Here is a 17,722-nt window from a genome sequence, read left to right as displayed (position 1 = left end):
GCTCCCGGCCGGGCCCGGACCCGACCACGGGAACGGCCTCAGCGCGCGGCGAGGACGGTGGCGGCGGCGTTGCGGCCGGACGCGCCCCAGACGCCGGCGCCGGGGAAGGTCGCGCCGCCGGTGAGGTACAGGCCGGCGACCGGGGTGCGGTAGCGGGACAGCTCCCGGCGCCGGCCCAGCAGGGCCGCCATCACGCCGTCCGGGAACGACGGGACGTAGCCGCGGCGCAGGAAGAACTCGCGCTCGTAGTCGGGCGGCGTCATCGCCCGCCAGTCCCGCACCGACTCCAGGAAGCCCGACCCTCCGGCGCAGATCGACGCGAACCGCTCCAGCCAGCCCCACGGCACCGCGGGGTCTCCCCAGCCGCCTTCCAGCGCCCACGGGGTCCACAGCACCTCGAGGCTCAGCAGGTGAGCCTCGGTGGCGGCGGGGGTCCCGCCGACCGCGCCGGGCCGTGGGGGCGGCGCGCCGTCGCCGCCGCCGGGAAGCCCGGGACGCATGGTCTCGTCCAGGACCGACGGGGTGTTGAGGAAGAACATCGGCCGGTCGGCGATCAGGCCACGCTTCAGGGCCGCCGACGCGGCTATCTGCTGCTCGGGTGTGGGGCTCACGATCGTCGTGGGGACGTGGTGGAGTGCCGCCGGGAGCACGTCCTCGGGCAGGTCCAGCACGGCGCGCGGGGTCGGCAGGGCCGTGACGACGGCGTCGAGCTTCGACTCGTAGCCGTCGTCGGCGGGCCTGGCCGCCCAGCGCGCCCGCAGCTTCGCCGCGGCTGGCACGCCGTCGAGCCAGTCGACGAGCAGGGCGTGCGGGTCGGTGGCGTTGACGACGGCGCCGGCGGTGACCCGGCCGCCGTCGGCGAGCCGTACGCCCCGCGCCCGGCCGGCCTCGACGTCCAGGCCGGTCACGCGCGCGCCGGTGACGACCCTGCCGCCGTGCGCGCGCAGGCAGGCCGCCAGCGCCCCGGGCACCGCCCCGCTGCCGCCGACCGGCCGGCCCACGCCGACGAGGTGGCGGATCGCCAGGCCCAGAGCCCCGAGGCCGGTGCCGGGCGCGTCCGGCCCCAGCCCCCACACCGCGGGGCCGACGGTGTGCGTCGCGGCGATCACCCAGGAGGGCAGGCCGAACGACGTCAGCACGTCGACGAGGCTGCGCCGCGGCCAGTCGAGGAGCACACGGGAGCCGCGCAGCTTCTGGCGCGCGACGACGGTGGCGACGATCGACGGTGTCGTCGGCCGGCCGCACTGGACGGCGAGGACCAGCCTGGCGGCCGGGAGCGCGACGTCCAGGTAGCGCCGGTACGCGGCGGCCGCCGTGGGGTCGACGCGGGCGAGGCCGTCGAGGGTGCGCTCGATCGAGCGCCACTGGATGAACACCGGTTCGTCGGCCCAGCCGACACCGATCAGCATCGGGTCGACGTCGAGGTAGCGCAGGCCGTGCGACGCCAGGTCGAGCTCCTCGATGATCCCGCTGGCGCGGATCATCGTGTGATCGCAGTTGCAGATGTTGACCCGCGCGCCGATCGCGTCGACCGTCGACGCGCACCCGCCGGCCTGTTCCCGCGCCTCCAGGACGACCACCGACCGCCCGGCGCGGGCCAGGTACGCCCCGCAGGCCAGCCCGTTGTGCCCGCCGCCGATGACGACGGCGTCCGCGTGCTCCGGGAGCTCGTCGGTCCCGGGCGCGGACAGTGTGTCGGGGGCGGCCAGTGTCCCGGGCGCGGCCAGCGACCCGGCGGCCGTGACCAGATCAGGATCAGCCGTCACCGGGCGGTCTTGGGGTCGAAGCGGGCGATCTCGCGCAGCGAGGCGGCCGCGGTCTCGACCATCGCCTCGTAGCGTGTCTTGCCGCGTTCGGCGGTGGCGCCGGTCGGGTCGCCCAGCGTGCCGTTGGTGCCGAAGTCGTCGGACAGCCACCCGAACGAGACCGGACGGCCCCAGCCGACCCGCTCGAACGACGCCAGGTGCTCGGGCACCGATCGCTCGGCCAGGTCCATCCGGACGAGGTCCGGGCGCAGGTGCAGCATCAGCGACGTCTCCTCGAGGCCGGCGTGGATGCCCATACCCAGCTCGGAGGCTGGCGAACTGCCGCCGTGGTCCGGCGGCAGCGAGGGATGCATGACGAAGGTCCGCAGGCCGTGCGCGAGCCGGATGTCGCGGCTGGCGACCTGCAACAGCGCGCTGTTGCCGCCGTGGCCGTTGAGGAACACCAGCCGCTCGACCGGGGTGGTCGCCAGGCAGCGGCCCAGGTCGTCGAGCATCGCCAGCACGGTCGCCGCGGACAGCCACATCGTCCCGGCGGACCAGGCGTGCTCGTTGGACTTGCTGTAGGCCAGCGTCGGCAGCAGCAGCAGGTCGATCTCGTCGCCGTGGGCCGCGACGACGTCACGCGCGAGCGTGTCGGCGACGATCAGGTCCGTCGACAGCGGCAGGTGCGGCCCGTGCTGCTCGACCGACCCGATCGGCAGGACGGCGACGGCGCCCGCCGACAGCTCCCCGATCTCGGGGGCCCGCAGGTCGGCGTAGATCCGGGTCATGGTGCCTCCAGGCGACGTGGCGAGGCGGTCGCTCGCGGACCTTCCGGGTCGGCGCCCCGCCGCCCCGGAGGAAGCCCGACCGGCCGCACCGTGACGGATCACGGTGGCCGGCCGCGCTCCCCCGTCAGATGTTGACCTGGCCAACACCCTGGCCACCAGCCATGACGGCCCCGTCAGCCCCAAATTTCGGCCGTGGAAACTTCCCGGACGCCGTCGCCGAGCAGGCCGACCACGTCGGCGCGCACGCTGGGCCGCTGATGTGGGGCCGGCGGCGGCGCCCAGGCCATGGGAAGAATCAGCGGCCCACGCCCACGGAGTAATTCATCGCCCGCGTTCGGATTTCCGTGACGGTCACCGTCAGGCGCACGCCACTCGATCGCTACGCCGTTCCGGAACCGGTTCTCCCTGCACGGCGGTGGTGCATTGCGTGAAGATGAGGGTCACTCCCGCGTCCGCGAGCACCAGGACGCTCTGGTGATTGCCCACGAAGGTGACCTTCGTCCTGCCCTCCTCGAGGGACTCCTGGAAGAATCTGTAGCCGACCGTGGGCAGCGCCTGCCGGTAGTACTCCACGGCCGCGGCCGGAGTCACTCCCGTGAGCTTGAGCGTCGCGTCGGTGCGCTTACTGTCGGCGATGTCCCAGGTCACTCCCTGCGGGAACGGGAAGTTCGCGGGAACAATCGTTCCGGTCAGCGACTCGCCGCCGGCCGACGCGGAGGGTGCCCCCGAGATCGCGGGCGCGGAAGTCCCGTCCAGGTCGGTGTGCAGATTGTTGAACATGTCCGGGAGCGGCTCGGTGTGCGTGCTGACGGGTTCGGCCGTCGAGGGATCCTCACTCACGGTGGCCGACCCGGTCGCCGTCGCGGACGTCTGGGAATCACTCCCGCCGCAGGCGCCGACCAACAGCAGCACGCCCAAGCCAACACTCGCTATCACCAACCGGAATACCGGCTTCCCGACCCCCATCGGATCCCCCCGTCCATCCGCGCGGCGGGCGCGCGGCCGTTCATCATTTAGGCGCGACTGTCCTTGCCCGGACGACTGTGTATACAGCCGTCGCTCGGCCCGTCGAATTAAAGCACCGCGTCCAGGTATGGCCGGGCCGGGGTCGGCGCCGAGGCGAGACACCCGTCACGCCCGCCGCGCCGGCTGACCTGGTACGCGGCCCGGGCGGACAGGGCCGGCCGGGCCGCGCACGGCGTCGCCGCACTGGGCGTGATGGCCGCCGGACCCGCCGCGCTACCGGTCGCGCAGGTGCGGGCCCAGGCCGTCGTGGGTGAACTGGACGCGTTCGACGAGCAGGCGCAGCTCGCCGATGGCGACCGTCGCCGGGGCGACGTCGATCGGCCCGGTGCCGACCCGGGCCTCGGTGGGCCGCCAGCCCGCCGGGCCGGCGGAGCGGGCTCTCGGCTCGCCGGAGGGCCGCTCGCCGGCGATCTCGGCGAGGACGGCGGTGAACGGCCCGACCGCCTCGGCGCGCCGGGCCAGCCACCGGGAGGTGACCTCCCGCGGGCCGCCGGCCAGCCAGGCACCTGCCTCCCCGTCGGGCGGCGTCGGCCCGGCGGTCTCCGAGAGGGAGGCCGCCGTGGCGTCCGCGCGGGCCGTCGTCAGCACGAGCCAGTCGAGGGCCGTCCACAGCTCGGTGAGCCGCGCCCGCAGGGTGACCTTGGCGGCCAGGGTCCAGTGGGAGTCGGCGGCGACGTCGTCGAGCCGGTCGTACAGGCCCGCGAGGCCCAGCCAGCGGCCGAGCGCCATGTGCACGCCCGCCGCGTCCTCGATCGCGGCCGGCCTCGGCCGGGGCGCGGCGACCAGCAGGTCGAGCGCGGTGCCGAGCCCGCCGAGCCCGGAGATCCTGGCCGTCAGGCCGGAGTCGGCCGACGTCGCCGTGACCCCGGACGAACCGGTGCCCCCGGACGGGCCGGCGACGCCGAACGACGCGGCCAGCGCCGCGGCTGGCTCGCGCAGCAGCTCGGCGACCGCCGCCGTGCCGGCGCGGCCCCGGGCGTGGCGCAGCAGCCACTCGGACGCCAGGTCGTGGAACTCGCGGGTCACCCGCCGCGCCGCCAGTTCCGCGTCGGCCGGCAGCTGCTTACCCCGGCGGTCGAGCTCGGACCACAGCTCGTCGAGACCGAACAGCGAGGCGGCGGCCGCGTAGGCCCGGGCGGCGTCGGCCGTCGTCACCCCGATCTGCTCCTCCAGCCGGAAGACGAAGCCCGGCCCCATCCGGTTGACCAGCTCGTTCGCCAGGTGCGTCGCGATGATCTCGCGTACCAGCGGGTGGGCGCTGATCCGTTTCGCGAACCGCCGCCGCACCGCCGGCGGGAAGTACCGGTGGGCGACGAGGTCGAGCGCCGGCTCGTCGGGCAGGGTCGAGGCCAGCAGCTCCAGGCGCACCAGGGTCTTGGCCTTGGCCTGCAGCACGGCGAGCTCCGGGCGGGTGAGCCCCGAGCGGGCGGCGCGCAGCTCCTCCAGCCTGGCCTCGGACGGCAGGTGCTCCAGCGAGCGGACCAGGCCGGAACGGGCCTCCAGGTTGCGCAGCAGGCGGATGTGCCGGTCGAGGTAGAACGGCGCGTAGGTGGCGGACAGGCTCACCGCCGCCGCCTGCTGCGCGCTGTCGTCGAGGACGGCGGCGGCGACGTCGTCGGTGAGCGAGCGCAGCAGCTCGTCGCGGTCGGCGCTGGTCAGCTCGCCGTCCTCGATGGCGCCGGCGAGCAGGATCTTCAGGTTGACCTCGTGGTCCGACGTGTCGACGCCAGCGGAGTTGTCGAGGAAGTCGGTGTTCACGCGGCCGCCGAGGCGGGCGTACTCGACCCTGCCGGCCTGGGTGACGCCGAGGTTGCCGCCCTCGACCACGACCTTGGCCCGCAGCTCGTCCGCGTCGACGCGCACCGCGTCGTTGACGCGGTCGGCCGCGTCGTCGTGGTCCTCGGTGCTCGCCTTGACGTACGTACCGATACCGCCGTTGTAGATCAGGTCGACGGGGGCGCGCAGCAACGCCTGGATCAGTTCGACCGGCGAGATCCCGCCCGCGTCGGGCGCCGCCACGCCAGCCTCCGTGCCGGCCTCCGTGCCGACGGCAGCCCCGCCCTCGCCGGCGACCCCGGACTCGGGCGCGGGCGACGGCGCGGGGGGCAGCCCGAGGACCTCCCGGGCGCGGGCGGACAGCTCCACCTGGCGGGCGTCGCGGCGGAACACCCCACCGCCGGGCGACAGCACCGCCGGGTCGTAGTCCGCCCACGTCGAGCCGGGCAGGTCGTAGAGCCGGCGGCGCTCACGGAACGACGCCTCCGGGTCGGGATCGGGGTCGACGAAGACGTGCCGGTGGTCGAACGCGCCGACCAGGCGCATGGATCGCGACCGCAGCATCCCGTTGCCGAACACGTCGCCGGACATGTCCCCGATGCCGACGACCGTGTACGGGTCACGGTCCGCGTCGAGGTCGAACTCGCGCAGGTGCCGCCGGACCGACTCCCAGGCGCCGCGCGCGGTGATCCCCATCGCCTTGTGGTCGTAGCCGGCCGACCCGCCGGAGGCGAACGCGTCGCCGAGCCAGTAGCCGCGCTCGGTGGCGATCTCGTTGGCCAGGTCGGAGAACGCCGCCGTCCCCTTGTCGGCCGCGACCACCAGGTACGGGTCCGGGTCGTCGTAGACGACGGTGCGGGTGGGCCCGGCGGCGGCGCCGGCGACCAGGTTGTCGGTGACGTCGAGCAGCGCGGACACGAACGTCCGGTACGCGGCCCGCACCCGCTCCTGGCTCGGCCGACCGCCCCCGCCCCCGGCGCCGGCACCAGCACCAGCACCAGCACCAGCCGCGGCGCCGCTCGCGTCGGCGCCGCCGGCGACGGTCGGCGCGTGCAGGACGAAGGCGCCCTTGGCCCCGTCCGGCACGATGACGACGTTCTTGGTGACCTGCGCCCGGTAGAGGCCGTGCACCTCGGTGCGGTAGTCCTCGGGCCGGTCGGAGTAGCGCAGCCCGCCACGGGCGACCCGCCCGCCACGCATGTGGACGCCCTCGACGGTCGGGGAGGTCACGAACACCTCGACCCAGGGCCGCGGTGGCGGCAGCAGCGCGAGCCTCGACGAGGCGATCTTCAGCGCCAGCGCCGGTCGCGGCCGGCCGGCGGCGTCGCGCTGGTAGTGGTTGGTACGGATGACGGCGCGCAGCACGTCGCGCAGCCCGCGCAGTATCCGGTCCTCGTCGAGGCTGCTGACCTCGGCCAGCAGCGCCTCCAGCCTGGCGGACGCCCGCGCCGCACCGGCCTCCCGGCTCGCCGAGCCCGCCTGTTCCGGGTCGGCTCGGTCCCGGTCGGAGCGGTGCGGGCCGGCGCCGTCCGGGCCGGTGGGTCGCGGGCCGGGGTAGTCCGGGTCGAAGCGGGCGCGGAAGAAGTCCAGCAGCGCCCGCGCGAACGCCGGATTCGCGAGGACCGTCCGCTCGGCGTACCCGTGGGACAGCCCCACGCCGGTCTGGTGCAGGAACCGCCAGGCGGCCCGGATGACGGCGACCTCCCGCCACGGCACCCCGGCGGTCAGCGCCAGCCGGGTGAACCCGTCCAGCTCGGCCTGGCCCGTCCACACGGCGACGAACAGCTGCCCGAGCGCCTCCCTGGCCGCCGCCGGGGCCGGCGCGGCGCTCTCGGCGGCCTGACCGGCGATGGCCGGGATCTCGGGAAGGCGCAGGAGGTATTCATCCCGCTCGGGGGCACCGGAACCGTAGGCCGACGCCGGGGGCCTGGTGTGATCGACGACCTCGACCCCCAGCCGGGTGAGCACGTCGACGACCGAGGCCAGCGCCGGTCGCCCCGTCGCCACCGGCCAGGTCAGCACGCAGCGCGTGACCCCCGCCGCGGCGTCGTCCGTGAACGCGACCGCGGGGGCCGCGCCCGTCGCGGACGCCGCGTCGCCCGGCTGTCCCGCCGTCGGCGCGCCACCGTGCCCCGCGGTGCCAGGTCCGGAGGCGGACGTCTCCTCGGCTCCTGTGTCCGCGCTGCCATCTGTGTCCGCGGTGCGATCTGTGTCCGCGGTGCGATCTGTGTCCGCGCTGCCACCTGTGCTCACGGTGTCACCGGCTTATCCGTAGTCCCGACGGCCGACAGTCCCGACGACCGACCGCCCATGTCAGAGGTCGCCCGCGTTCCTCAGACGCTAGAACCTGAGCCGAAGATCGTGCCGTCCCGATCACGCCGGAGATGACGCACGGTGGTGACAGCTGAGCGACAGGTCCAGGCTTGACGAACCATCGTGCGACTTGTGTGGTCTCCAGTAGCATGCAGCCGCCGGAGCTGTCGCGCGACGACGTCGGGTAGCGGCGCATGCCCCGTCCGACCATCCGTCAGCCGTCCGTGACCGACCGGTCAGGACGGGTCGGGCGCCGCTGGCCGGCAGATCGGGGAGAACTGTGGACGAGCCGGGCATGTTCGCGAAGCCAGCCGGCACCACGCGCGCACGGCCAGCCGGCACCGGCCGCGCGCCGCGCGTCCGGCTGGCCGGCCTGGACGCGGACACCTTCCGCCACCCGCTCGACCTGCAGGCCACCAGCAACCTCAAGCGCGTGCCGGGCTTCGACAAGGCGGTCGCGAAGTTCATCGAGTGGGGCGTCGAGCGCGTCGAGTACGTCGAGCACACCGCCTCGGGGGTGCGGGTCGGCGACCGGCAGCTGCCCCGCGTGCACCGCCTGCTCCGGGAGGCCTGCGCGGTCCTCGACATCCCCGAGCCGGAGCTCTTCGTCCGCCAGGGCCCCATGAACGCCTACACCTCGGGGCACAACCACCCGTACGTCGTGCTGTTCACCGAGCTGATCGACATCATGTCCGAGGACGAGCTCCTTGGCGTCATCAGCCACGAGGCCGGGCACATCAAGTGCGGCCACGTCCTCTACAAGACGATGGCTCGGGTGTTCGGCGGCGCGGCGAGCGTCGGCATGGGGCGCGCGAACGTCATGACGGCCGCCGTTGGGATCGGCATCAGGGTGGCGCTCAAGAGCTGGGACCGGGCGTCCGAGTTCACCGCCGACCGCGCCGCGATGCTGGCCACCCAGGACCTCGACGCCTGTGTCGGGATGATGATGAAGCTCGCCGGCGGCGTCCGCTCCGACCAGATGAGCACCGCCGCGTTCCTCGAGCAGGCGCGCCGGCTGGACGACCTCGCCAGCGAGAGCAAGATCTCCCGGTTCCACCGGTTCCAGCTGCGTGTCGGCAGCAGCCACCCGCTCGTCGTCGAACGCGCCCGCCACTTCCACGAGTGGATCACCAGCGGGCAGCCCGGGGACCTCATCGATCGCTACGGAGCCGCAGTCATCCCCATCCAGCCCGTCGTCGGCCCCGACGGCCGGTACTGACGGCGAGCCGGTGTCGCCGCGCGCCGCCGGGCACGCGGGATGGGCCACTATGGCCGCATGCGACGCGAGGGACGAGACCGATGACCGTGGCCGGGCTGCCGCCGGAAGGGCGGGCGCTGGCGCGGGCGGTCACCGCCCTGGTCGGCGCGGCCGGGCAGCGCGACGCGGCGGCGCTGCGGGCGGCGTGCGCCCAGCTGCGGGCCCGCGACGAGACGGTGGCGCGTGAGCTGCTGCACCGGCTGACGCTCGGGCTCGTCGAGCGGACGTTCCCCGACGGGGTCGACGCCGACGACGTCAGCGCGCTGCTCGACGAGGTCGCCCGCCTCGCGTCGCCCTGGCTGGCGGGGCTCGACCCGTACGCGGTCGTCATCGTGCTCGCCGGCACGCTGTCCATCCACCCGCCCGACGACGCGCCGCGGCCGAGCCTCGACCCGGACGCCCTGCCGATCGCCTGTGCCCTGGTCGTCGATCACCTGCTCACCCGGCTGGGAGTCCGGCTGCCCGCCGAGCTGACCCGCGCGTTCGAAGAGCTCCGCACCGCCCAGACGATGGAGATTCCCTGACGCCTGGCCCAAGCGTCCGGCTGGCGATCGTCAACCCATCTGTCGGGAGTCGTGGGGCCTTACGGCGGACATGCCCGGTTCGGCAAGACTGGGCCCATGGCTGACACCCTTGTCGTCCCGGAGACGCATCGCGACCTGTTCACCAGCGCCACGGTCGCGCTGAGCACGCTGAACGCGGACGGCTCCATCCAGACGACGGCCATCTGGGCCCTGCTGGGCGAGGACGGCGTCCTGCGGACCTCACTGTCGAAGAACCGCCACAAGTACAAGAACCTGGCGGCCCGCCCGACGGCCACCGTCTTCGCGATCTCCCCCACGAACCCGTACCACACCGCGGAGATCCGCGCGACGGCGATCATCGAGGACGACGCGGACAAGTCCTTCCTCGTCGCGATGCTCGCCACGTACGGCAGGACCCTGGAGCAGTTCGGCTCCCCCGGCCTCGAACCCCGCGTCGTCGTGACCTTTCAGGCCACCCGCGTCCGCGCCGGCAACTGATCCGCCCGGCGCGGCAGGCGGGCCGGGCAGGGCGAACCAGGCGGCCAGCCGCTACTGGGCAAGCCGGACGACGATCTCGACCCGCCGGTTGAAGCGCTGGCCTTCGGGGTCGGGGGAACCGTCCGGGTTGGCCTCCTCGGCCAGAGGATGGGCGCTGCCGAGTCCGACGGAGGTGACCGTGGCGGCCCGCACCCCGTGGCCGAGGAGGTAGCTCTGGACGGCTCCGGCCCGGCGTTCCGACAGGGCCTGGTTGCCGCTGGCCGTGCCCGTCGCGTCGGTGTGGCCGCGTACCTGGATGTCGCCCTCGGCGTAGTGCGCATTGATCAGATTGATCGTCGCGTCCAGCGAGTCGGTGCTGCCGATGACGTCGCTGCCGGTGTCGAACAGGGCATCACTGTTGAAGATCAGGATGAAGACCTCGCGGCCTGCTTCGTCTATGGCGGCGAGGTTCTCGCCTGAGATGCCTGTGAGATCGACGTTGTCGGGCCCCGGCAGCCGGTAGAGCGAGTCCGCCACCAACCTCGTCCCGTCCTCGGGGGTGTGGGCGTACCCACTGAAGTCTCCGCAGAGCAGGCGGAGCACCAACCCGGCGCCGAAGTCCTGGGTGCCACACGTCGGGTCGGGCGTGCCGTCATCGTTGAAGTCATGCAGCCCCGGCTGGGCTCCGGGCGGCAACGCCTCCGTGGACGAGTCCTCCGGGGCCGTGCTGGGCGTCGGCTCGGCGGTAGTCGTCGCGGCGCTCGGCCCGCTCGGAGCCGGAGAGGCGTCCCGGTCCGATCCCGAGGAACCTCCGCAACCTCCGGCGAACACCAGTCCGGCGGTGATGGCCGCCAGCGCCGGAACCGCGATCTTTCGCACCATTCTGCCCCCCAACAGCGGATGGGCGGGACACTATTGGCGATCGATCTCTGGACCGCCGCCGTGCCGGATAGCCGACAGCGCGGGGCGGACGCGATGTCGCTCAGCGCGCGAGGGCCTCCAGGGCCTCCAGGAGGACGGTGACGCCCTCGTCGAGGAGGTCGTCGCCGATCGCGAGCGGGGGCAGCAGGCGCAGGACGTTGCCGTCGGTGCCGCAGGTGAGGACGACGACGCCCTGCTCGTGGCAGCGGCGGGCGACCCGGCCGGTGGCGGCGGCGTCGGGCCGCCCGGTGGCCGGGTCGACGATCTCGACGGCGAGCATCGCGCCGCGGCCGCGGACGTCGCCGACCGCGGGGACCCGCGTGGCGACGGCGCGCAGCCGGGGCAGCACCCGCTCGCCGATCGCGCGGGCGCGGTCGACCAGGCCGTCCCGCTCGATCGTCTCGATCGCGCCGAGGGCGGCGGCGCAGGCCAGCGGGTTGCCGCCGTAGGTGCCGCCGAGGCCGCCCGGGTGGGCCGACTCCATGATCTCGGCACGGCCGGTGACCGCCGACAGTGGCAGGCCGCCGGCGATCCCCTTGGCGGTGGCGACCAGGTCGGGGACGACGCCCTCGTGCTCGCAGGCGAACATCGCGCCGGTGCGGGCGAACCCGGTCTGGACCTCGTCGGCGACGAACACCGCGCCGGACGCCCGCGACCAGTCCGCCAGCGCTGGCAGGAAGCCGGGCGCGGGGACCACGAAGCCGCCCTCGCCCTGGATCGGCTCGATGAGGACGGCGGCGACGTTGGCGGCGCCGATCTGGCTTTCGATGAGGGCGACCGCGCGGGCGGCGGCCTCTGGGCCGGTGAGCCCGTCCCGGAACGGGTAGGACGGCGGCACCCGGTAGATCTCGGGGGCGAACGGGCCGAACCCGTTCTTGTAGGGGTGGTTCTTGGCGGTCAGCGCCATCGTGAGGTTGGTGCGGCCGTGGTAGGCGTGCTCGAAGACGACGACCGCCTGGCGATGGGTGTGGATCCTGGCGATCTTGACCGCGTTCTCGACGGCCTCCGCGCCGGAGTTGAACAGCGCCGAGCGCTTCGCGTGGTCGCCGGGGGTGAGTCGCGCGAGTTGCTCGCACACGGCGACGTAGCCCTCGTATGGCGTGATCATGAAGCAGGTGTGCGTGAACGCCTGGACCTGCGCGATCACGTTGTCGACGACCCGCGGCGCGCTGTTGCCCACGGTCGTGACGGCAATGCCGGAGCCTAGATCGATAAGCGCGTTCCCGTCGACGTCGACGAGGACCCCGCCGCCGGCGGCGGCGACGAAGACCGGCAGGGTGCTCGTCACGCCGCGCGCGACGGCGGCGTCCCGGCGCGCCGACAGCTCCCGCGACCGCGGCCCGGGCAGCTCGGTGACCAGGTGCCGCCGCTGCGGCAGCCCCGGCCCGCCCACAGCCCCGGCGCGGGTGGCCGTCGCCGTGGGATCGGTGGTGACCGGCGTCGCCGGCCCGGCAGTCGTCGTCATGCCCATACGGTAGGCCGCCGCGCGTTTCACCACCGACTCACGCGAAAATCGATCGGTTCGGCACTCGATCCGCAGCCATCTCGTCTCGTTCCGGCAGGACGGGTCACGACCTGGACGTCGCCGCGACGTCGCGACGCCGCGACGCGTGTCCGCGACGTGCTCGCGTTGGTTGCGCGGGGCCAGAGATCACGGTCTCGCCGCGGCTCTGGCCCCGCCAGACGCCAGGTCAGGCCTTCGGGCCACCGGCGACGTAGAGGACCTGACCGGTGACGAAGCCGGCGCCCTCGCTGACGAAGAACGAGACCGCGTGCGCGATGTCAGCCGGTTGGCCGACGCGGGCGACCGGGATCTCCTTGGCGCGCCGGGCCTCGTAGGTCTCCCAGGTCTCGCCGAGGCGCTCGGCGGTCGCGTGGGTCATCTCGCTCTCGATGAGGCCCGGGGCGATCGAGTTGGCGGTGATGCCGAACTTGCCGAGCTCGACGGCCAGCGTCTTGGTGAAGCCCTGCATGCCGGCCTTGGCGGCCGAGTAGTTGACCTGGCCGCGGTTGCCCAGCGCCGACGTGCTGGACAGGTTCACGATCCGGCCCCACTTGGCCTCGACCATGTGCTTCTGGCAGGCCTTGGTCATCAGGAACGCGCCCCGCAGGTGCACGGCCATGACCAGGTCCCAGTCGCTCTCCGGCATCTTGAAGATGAGGTTGTCGCGGGTGATGCCGGCGTTGTTGACCAGCACGGTCGGCGGGCCGAGCTCGGCGGCGACCTTGGCGACACCCGCCTCGACCTGCGCCGAGTTGCTGACGTCCGCGCCGACGCCGATCGCCTTGCCCCCCGCCGCGACGATCTGGTCCACGACCGGCTTCGTCGCCTGCTCCTCGAGGTCCAGCACCGCGACCGCGAAGCCGTCCTCGGCCAGCCGCAGGGCGGTCGCGGCGCCCAGGCCACGGGCCGCGCCGGTAACGATCGCCACCTTGGGGGCGGATTCGGTCATGCTCACGTTCTCCCGTCTCTCGGCGGGGTCGGGCCGAGTTCGGCGGCCGGACCGCTACCTGTCGTCGCCGCCATACTGCCGAAACCTGACCGCCTCGGTCGTCCCGAGACGGCGGATCTCACGTTGACGGACCGGCGCTCGGGCCGACAGGCCGCTCGGCGGTGGACCGTGGACGACTCGCCCGTCGGGCGCGGCGCCGCCGGGTCCCGGCTCGTCGCCGCGCCTCCGGGGCGGGTGCCCCGCCGGTCAGTCGCGGGGTTCCAGGCGGACGACGAGGGACTTGGAGGTCGGGGTGTTGCTGCGCTTGGCGGTCGAGTCGAGCGGGACGAGCACGTTGGTCTCCGGGAAGTAGGCGGCGGCGCATTCGCGGGCCGTCGGGTAGGCCACCACCCGGAAGTCGGCGGCGCGCCGTTCGACGCCGTCGGTCCAGACGCCGACCAGGTCGACCCGGTCGCCGTCGGCGAGGCCGCGCGCGGCCAGGTCGTCGGGGTTGACGAGCACCACCCGGCGGGCGCCCCGCACCCCTCGGTAGCGGTCGTCGCGGCCGTAGATGGTGGTGTTGTACTGGTCGTGCGAGCGGATCGTCTGCAGCAGCAGGTGGCCGGGCGGGACGCGCAGCACGGTGAGCTCGTTGACGGTCAGCACGGCCCGCCCGGACGGGGTGCGGAACTCGCGGGCGTCGCGCGGCGGGTGCGGCAGCAGGAAGCCGCCCGGCCGGGCGATCTTCTCCTCGTACCCGTCGAAGCCGGGGATGACGTTCGCGATGCGCTCCCGGATCAGCCGGTAGTCGCCCGCGAGCGCCGTCCAGTCGATGGCGGGTACACCGGCGGGGGCCTCGGGGGCCTCGGCGCGCCCAGAGGCGTCGGACGCCGGGGCGGCGGCCGTCGGCCCGCCGGTCTGCCCGACGCGGCGGGCGAGTGTGGCGGCGGCGAGGCCGGCGACGATGGCGACCTCCGAGCGCAGCGCGGGGCCGGCGGGGGGCAGCGCGCCACGGGACGCGTGCACCGAGCTCATCGAGTCCTCGACGGTGACGACCTGCGGCCCGCCGGCCTGCACGTCGATCTCGGTGCGGCCCAGCGTCGGCAGGATCAGCGCGGTCTGGCCGGTGACGGCGTGCGACCGGTTGAGCTTGGTGGAGATCTGCACGGTGAGCCGGCAGGAACCGACCGCCGCCTCGGTGACCGCGGTGTCCGGCGTGGCGGCGACGAAGTTCCCGCCGAGCCCGATGAACACCTTCGCCCGCCCGTCGCGCATCGCCCGGATCGCGTCGACGACGTCGTGGCCGTGCCGGCGCGGCGGAGCGAACCCGAACTCGGCGCCGAGCCGGACGAGGAAGGCGTCGGGCATCTTCTCCCAGATGCCCATCGTCCGGTCGCCCTGGACGTTGGAATGCCCACGCACCGGGCAGACACCGGCACCCGGGCGGCCGATGTTGCCGCGCAGCAGCAGGAAGTTGACGACCTCGCGGATCGTGGCGACCGCGTTGGCGTGCTGGGTGAGCCCCATCGCCCAGCAGACGACGATGCGCTGCGCGGCGAGCACGCGGCGGGCGAGCTCGTCGATCTCGGCGGCGGCCAGGCCCGTCGCCGCCGCCACGTCGGCCTCGTCCAGCGTGCGCAGGTGGGCGGCGAACGCGTCGAAGCCGGTCGCGTGGCCGGTGAGGAACTCATGGTCGAGCACGGTCCCGGGGGCGGCGGCCTCGGCGTCGAGCAGCCGGCGCGACAGTGCCTGGAACAGGGCCAGGTCCCCGTTGAGCCGGATCTGGAGGAACTGGTCCGCCAGTGGCGTGCCGGCGCCGAGCACCCCGGAGGGACGCTGCGGGTTGCGGAACCGGCGCAACGACGCCTCGGGCAGCGGGTTGACGGCGACGATCGACCCGCCGCGCCGTTTGACCTGCTCCAGCGAGGTCAGCATCCGCGGGTGGTTGGTCCCCGGGTTCTGCCCGACGACCAGCACCAGGTCGGCCATCTCGAGGTCTTCGAGGGTGACCGAGCCCTTGCCGATCCCGATCGTCTCGTTCAGCGCCGCGCCGGACGACTCGTGGCACAGGTTCGAGCAGTCCGGCAGGTTGTTCGTGCCGTAGGCGCGGGCGAACAGCTGGTAGAGGAACGCGGCCTCGTTGCTGGTCCGCCCGGAGGTGTAGAAGACCGCCTCGTCGGGGCTGGCGAGCCCGGCCAGCTCCGTGGCGATGATCTCGAAGGCCTCGTCCCAGCTCACCGGGACGTAGTGCTCGGATCCGGCGCGCCTGACCATCGGCTCGACGAGCCGGCCCTGCTGGCCGAGCCAGTAGCCCGAACGCCCGGCCAGGTCGGTCAGGCTGTGCTCGGCGAAGAACGCGGCCGTGACCCGGCGCAGCGTCGCCTCCTCGGCGACCGCCTTCGCGCCGTTCTCACAGAACTCCGCGGCATGCCGGTGCTTCGGGTCCGGATCAGGCCAGGCACAGCCGGGGCAGTCGAACCCGTCGGTCTGGTTGAGCAGCCGCAGCGTCGTGACGCCCCGGCGAGCACCCATCTGCTCCCAGGACTGCCGCAGGGCGTGCGCCACTCCCGGCAGACCGGCCGCCGAGCGGGCCGGGCCCCGGCCGGCGTCCTGGGCGGAGTCCTCCGGGTCTACCGCCGGTGCCCTGCGCGCCACGGCCCGCACCTCCCGCCGAATCGCCCCCGCCGGTCGCCGCCGCGCGGCCACCGACCCGACGCCGGACCGCCGGCCGGCTCAGGGGTCAGCTCGCACGCTACCCGCGGATTCCGGCCGCCTCACCCCGCTCGTCCGGCGGGCGGAGGACCGGGCCTCGCCGGCGCCCGGCAGTCGAGGCGACGCCTACGAGGTTGTGGCCTACGGGATGGTGGCTTAGCCGCACTCGCCGCGGCGGACGAACGGCTCGTCCTCGTCCTCGCCGACGGGCAGGGCTGGGGCCCGGCTGACGGGCACGGTCGGAGCCTGGAGGATCTGGAAGACGGTCACGGCCGTGGTGACGAAGCCGAGATGCTCGTACAGGCGGATCGCGGGGGTGTTCGTGGCGGCGGCGTGCAGGAACGGGGTCTCGCCGCGCGCGCGGATACCGGCCGCGACGGCGCGCATCAGCCGGGTGGCCAGGCCCCTGCCCTGGTAGGCGGGGTCGGTGCACACGGCGCTGATCTCCGTCAGGCCGGGGACGCGCATCCGCTCCCCCGCCATGGCGACCAGCGCGTCGCCGTCGAAGATCCCGAGATAGGCGCCGAGCTCGATGGTCCGCTCGAGGTAGGGACCCGGCCGGGTGCGGTCGATCAGGTCCAGGACGGCTGGCACGTCGGCCGGGCCGAGCACCCTGGCCTCGGGCTCGCGGGCGTCGGCGAACGCGTCGGTCGCGACCATCTGGACGAGCCCTGGCCGGTCGAGGACCCGCCAGCCGGCCGGCGGCGCCTCGTCGACGAAGAACAGGACCCCCGTGCCGCCGGGGCCGAGGACCCTCGCCAGGTCGTCCCAGGCCCACTCGCCCGGCCCGCCGAGCATCGCCGCGAACGGGGCGACGTCGGCCTGGTAGCGCACCGCGCGGCCAACCCGCTCGGCGAAGCGCGCCTGCGGCCCGGTCAGCGCCGACCAGATCACGTTGTGCAGCGCCGCGTCGTCGCGCGGCCCCGCCCCGGCCACCGGGACTGCCGCTGCCGGCTCGACCGCTACCGGTTCGACCCGCGCCGACCGCGTGGTCTCCGTCGTCACCGCGTCTCCTCCGACCGATCGGTACCAAGGACACGAAACCAGGGACGCGAACGGCGGGCACCACCGGGCCAGCGGCCGGCGCGGCCGGTCGCGGGGCATACCCGTCGTGAGCCGCCCCCCGGCGCCTGGTCCACCAACTCACCCAGTCGGCACCTTATGGGCCGTGGCGGCCATGCCGGGCGGGACGGGCCTGCCCGGCACCGTCCGGCTCATGACACCACAGGGCGAGTGCGCCGCCGCCTGGCACCGGCGCATCGGGCGCTGACCTCGGGTTCCGGCGTGGGCCAGACCGCGCCGAGCCCAGTTGTCACCGCGATCGTCCCGTCACCATGATCGCCGGATGCCCGAGGAAACGGCGCACGGAACCGCGTCACCGTGACCAGAGCCACAAGCACGCGACGATCACCCGACGCCCGCGACAGAGCTCTCCCCCAAGGGGCACCGGAATCAGCGGTGGACTGGAGGGAAAACATGGTGACCGGTGAGCGGGACGGCTCCGACGGGCGGCTGGTCATGGCCTGTGGGGTGTTCGACCATGATCCCAGCGGCTATGGTGCCGAGAACCTCCCCGTGTGGCACCACAGCCCATGGACCGATCCCAGGACTGGCCAGCCGCCAGCGATTTTCCGTCACCCCACGCGGCCGGCCAACGCCGGCCCTCGGAACTAGGGCGTGTTTTGGAAGTGGGTTGGCCTGGGTGGCTGGTCGGGGAGGTCGCGGCTGGTCATCCAGGTCGTGAGGT

General features: G+C 73.9%; 12 protein-coding genes. 3 read left to right on the top strand and 9 right to left on the bottom strand.

The features are described from left to right. Positions 1-38: 38 nt before the first annotated feature. The 4 genes from I6A81_RS28405 to I6A81_RS28390 form a co-directional block, all read right to left on the bottom strand. Positions 39-1,766 (bottom strand): phytoene desaturase family protein, encoded by a 1,728-nt coding sequence (locus I6A81_RS28405; RefSeq protein ID WP_307874981.1) that lies wholly within the window; start codon positions 1,764-1,766, stop codon positions 39-41. Next, positions 1,763-2,536 carry a creatininase family protein gene (locus I6A81_RS28400; protein WP_203004101.1) on the bottom strand — a complete coding sequence of 258 codons (774 nt, stop codon included), beginning with the start codon at positions 2,534-2,536 and terminating at the stop codon, positions 1,763-1,765. Before I6A81_RS28400 ends, I6A81_RS28405 begins: the two co-directional genes overlap by 4 nt. Before the next feature lie 357 nt (positions 2,537-2,893). After that, a complete protein-coding gene (locus tag I6A81_RS28395) occupies positions 2,894-3,376 on the bottom strand; it encodes a hypothetical protein (protein ID WP_307874980.1) in 483 nt (160 codons plus the stop codon). 399 nt (positions 3,377-3,775) lie between these two features. Continuing rightward, positions 3,776-7,591 (bottom strand): NAD-glutamate dehydrogenase domain-containing protein, encoded by a 3,816-nt coding sequence (locus I6A81_RS28390; protein WP_203004103.1) that lies wholly within the window; start codon positions 7,589-7,591, stop codon positions 3,776-3,778. Positions 7,592-7,946: 355 nt separating this feature from the next. On the opposite strand from I6A81_RS28390, the gene I6A81_RS28385 reads away from it, so the two are divergent. From I6A81_RS28385 to I6A81_RS28375, 3 genes are all read left to right on the top strand, one after another. Then, positions 7,947-8,870 carry a M48 family metallopeptidase gene (locus I6A81_RS28385; RefSeq protein ID WP_238429447.1) on the top strand — a complete coding sequence of 308 codons (924 nt, stop codon included), beginning with the start codon at positions 7,947-7,949 and terminating at the stop codon, positions 8,868-8,870. Between the two features lie 80 nt (positions 8,871-8,950). Then, positions 8,951-9,433, top strand: coding sequence for a hypothetical protein (locus I6A81_RS28380; RefSeq protein WP_203004105.1), 483 nt, complete (start codon positions 8,951-8,953; stop codon positions 9,431-9,433). 96 nt (positions 9,434-9,529) lie between these two features. Next, the gene (locus I6A81_RS28375; RefSeq protein ID WP_203004106.1) at positions 9,530-9,931 is read left to right on the top strand and encodes a pyridoxamine 5'-phosphate oxidase family protein; all 402 of its coding nucleotides are present in this window, start codon (positions 9,530-9,532) and stop codon (positions 9,929-9,931) included. Positions 9,932-9,982: 51 nt separating this feature from the next. On the opposite strand, the gene I6A81_RS28370 is transcribed toward I6A81_RS28375, so the two are convergent. The 5 genes from I6A81_RS28370 to I6A81_RS28350 all read right to left on the bottom strand — a co-directional run bounded on the left by I6A81_RS28370 (position 9,983) and on the right by I6A81_RS28350 (position 16,911). Next, positions 9,983-10,792 carry an OmpA family protein gene (locus tag I6A81_RS28370; protein ID WP_203004107.1) on the bottom strand — a complete coding sequence of 270 codons (810 nt, stop codon included), beginning with the start codon at positions 10,790-10,792 and terminating at the stop codon, positions 9,983-9,985. A 100-nt stretch (positions 10,793-10,892) separates the two neighbouring features. Next, positions 10,893-12,302: a 4-aminobutyrate--2-oxoglutarate transaminase gene (gene gabT / locus I6A81_RS28365; RefSeq protein WP_407661401.1), complete on the bottom strand. Its 1,410-nt coding sequence runs from the start codon at positions 12,300-12,302 to the stop codon at positions 10,893-10,895. Positions 12,303-12,522: 220 nt separating this feature from the next. Then, the gene (gene fabG / locus I6A81_RS28360) at positions 12,523-13,284 is read right to left on the bottom strand and encodes a 3-oxoacyl-ACP reductase FabG (RefSeq protein WP_203007618.1); all 762 of its coding nucleotides are present in this window, start codon (positions 13,282-13,284) and stop codon (positions 12,523-12,525) included. Positions 13,285-13,530: 246 nt separating this feature from the next. Continuing rightward, on the bottom strand, positions 13,531-15,918 hold the full coding sequence (locus I6A81_RS28355; RefSeq protein ID WP_203007617.1) for an FdhF/YdeP family oxidoreductase: 2,388 nt from the start codon (positions 15,916-15,918) through the stop codon (positions 13,531-13,533). Between the two features lie 213 nt (positions 15,919-16,131). Next, positions 16,132-16,911 carry a GNAT family N-acetyltransferase gene (locus I6A81_RS28350; RefSeq protein ID WP_407661400.1) on the bottom strand — a complete coding sequence of 260 codons (780 nt, stop codon included), beginning with the start codon at positions 16,909-16,911 and terminating at the stop codon, positions 16,132-16,134. Positions 16,912-17,722: the final 811 nt, after the last annotated feature.

It is taken from the genome of Frankia nepalensis, from assembly GCF_016786325.1.
Lineage (GTDB): Bacteria > Actinomycetota > Actinomycetes > Frankiales > Frankiaceae > Pseudofrankia > Pseudofrankia nepalensis.
The sequence above is the reverse complement of the archived record's forward strand: the minus strand, read 5'-3'. Positions and strand labels throughout refer to the sequence as shown.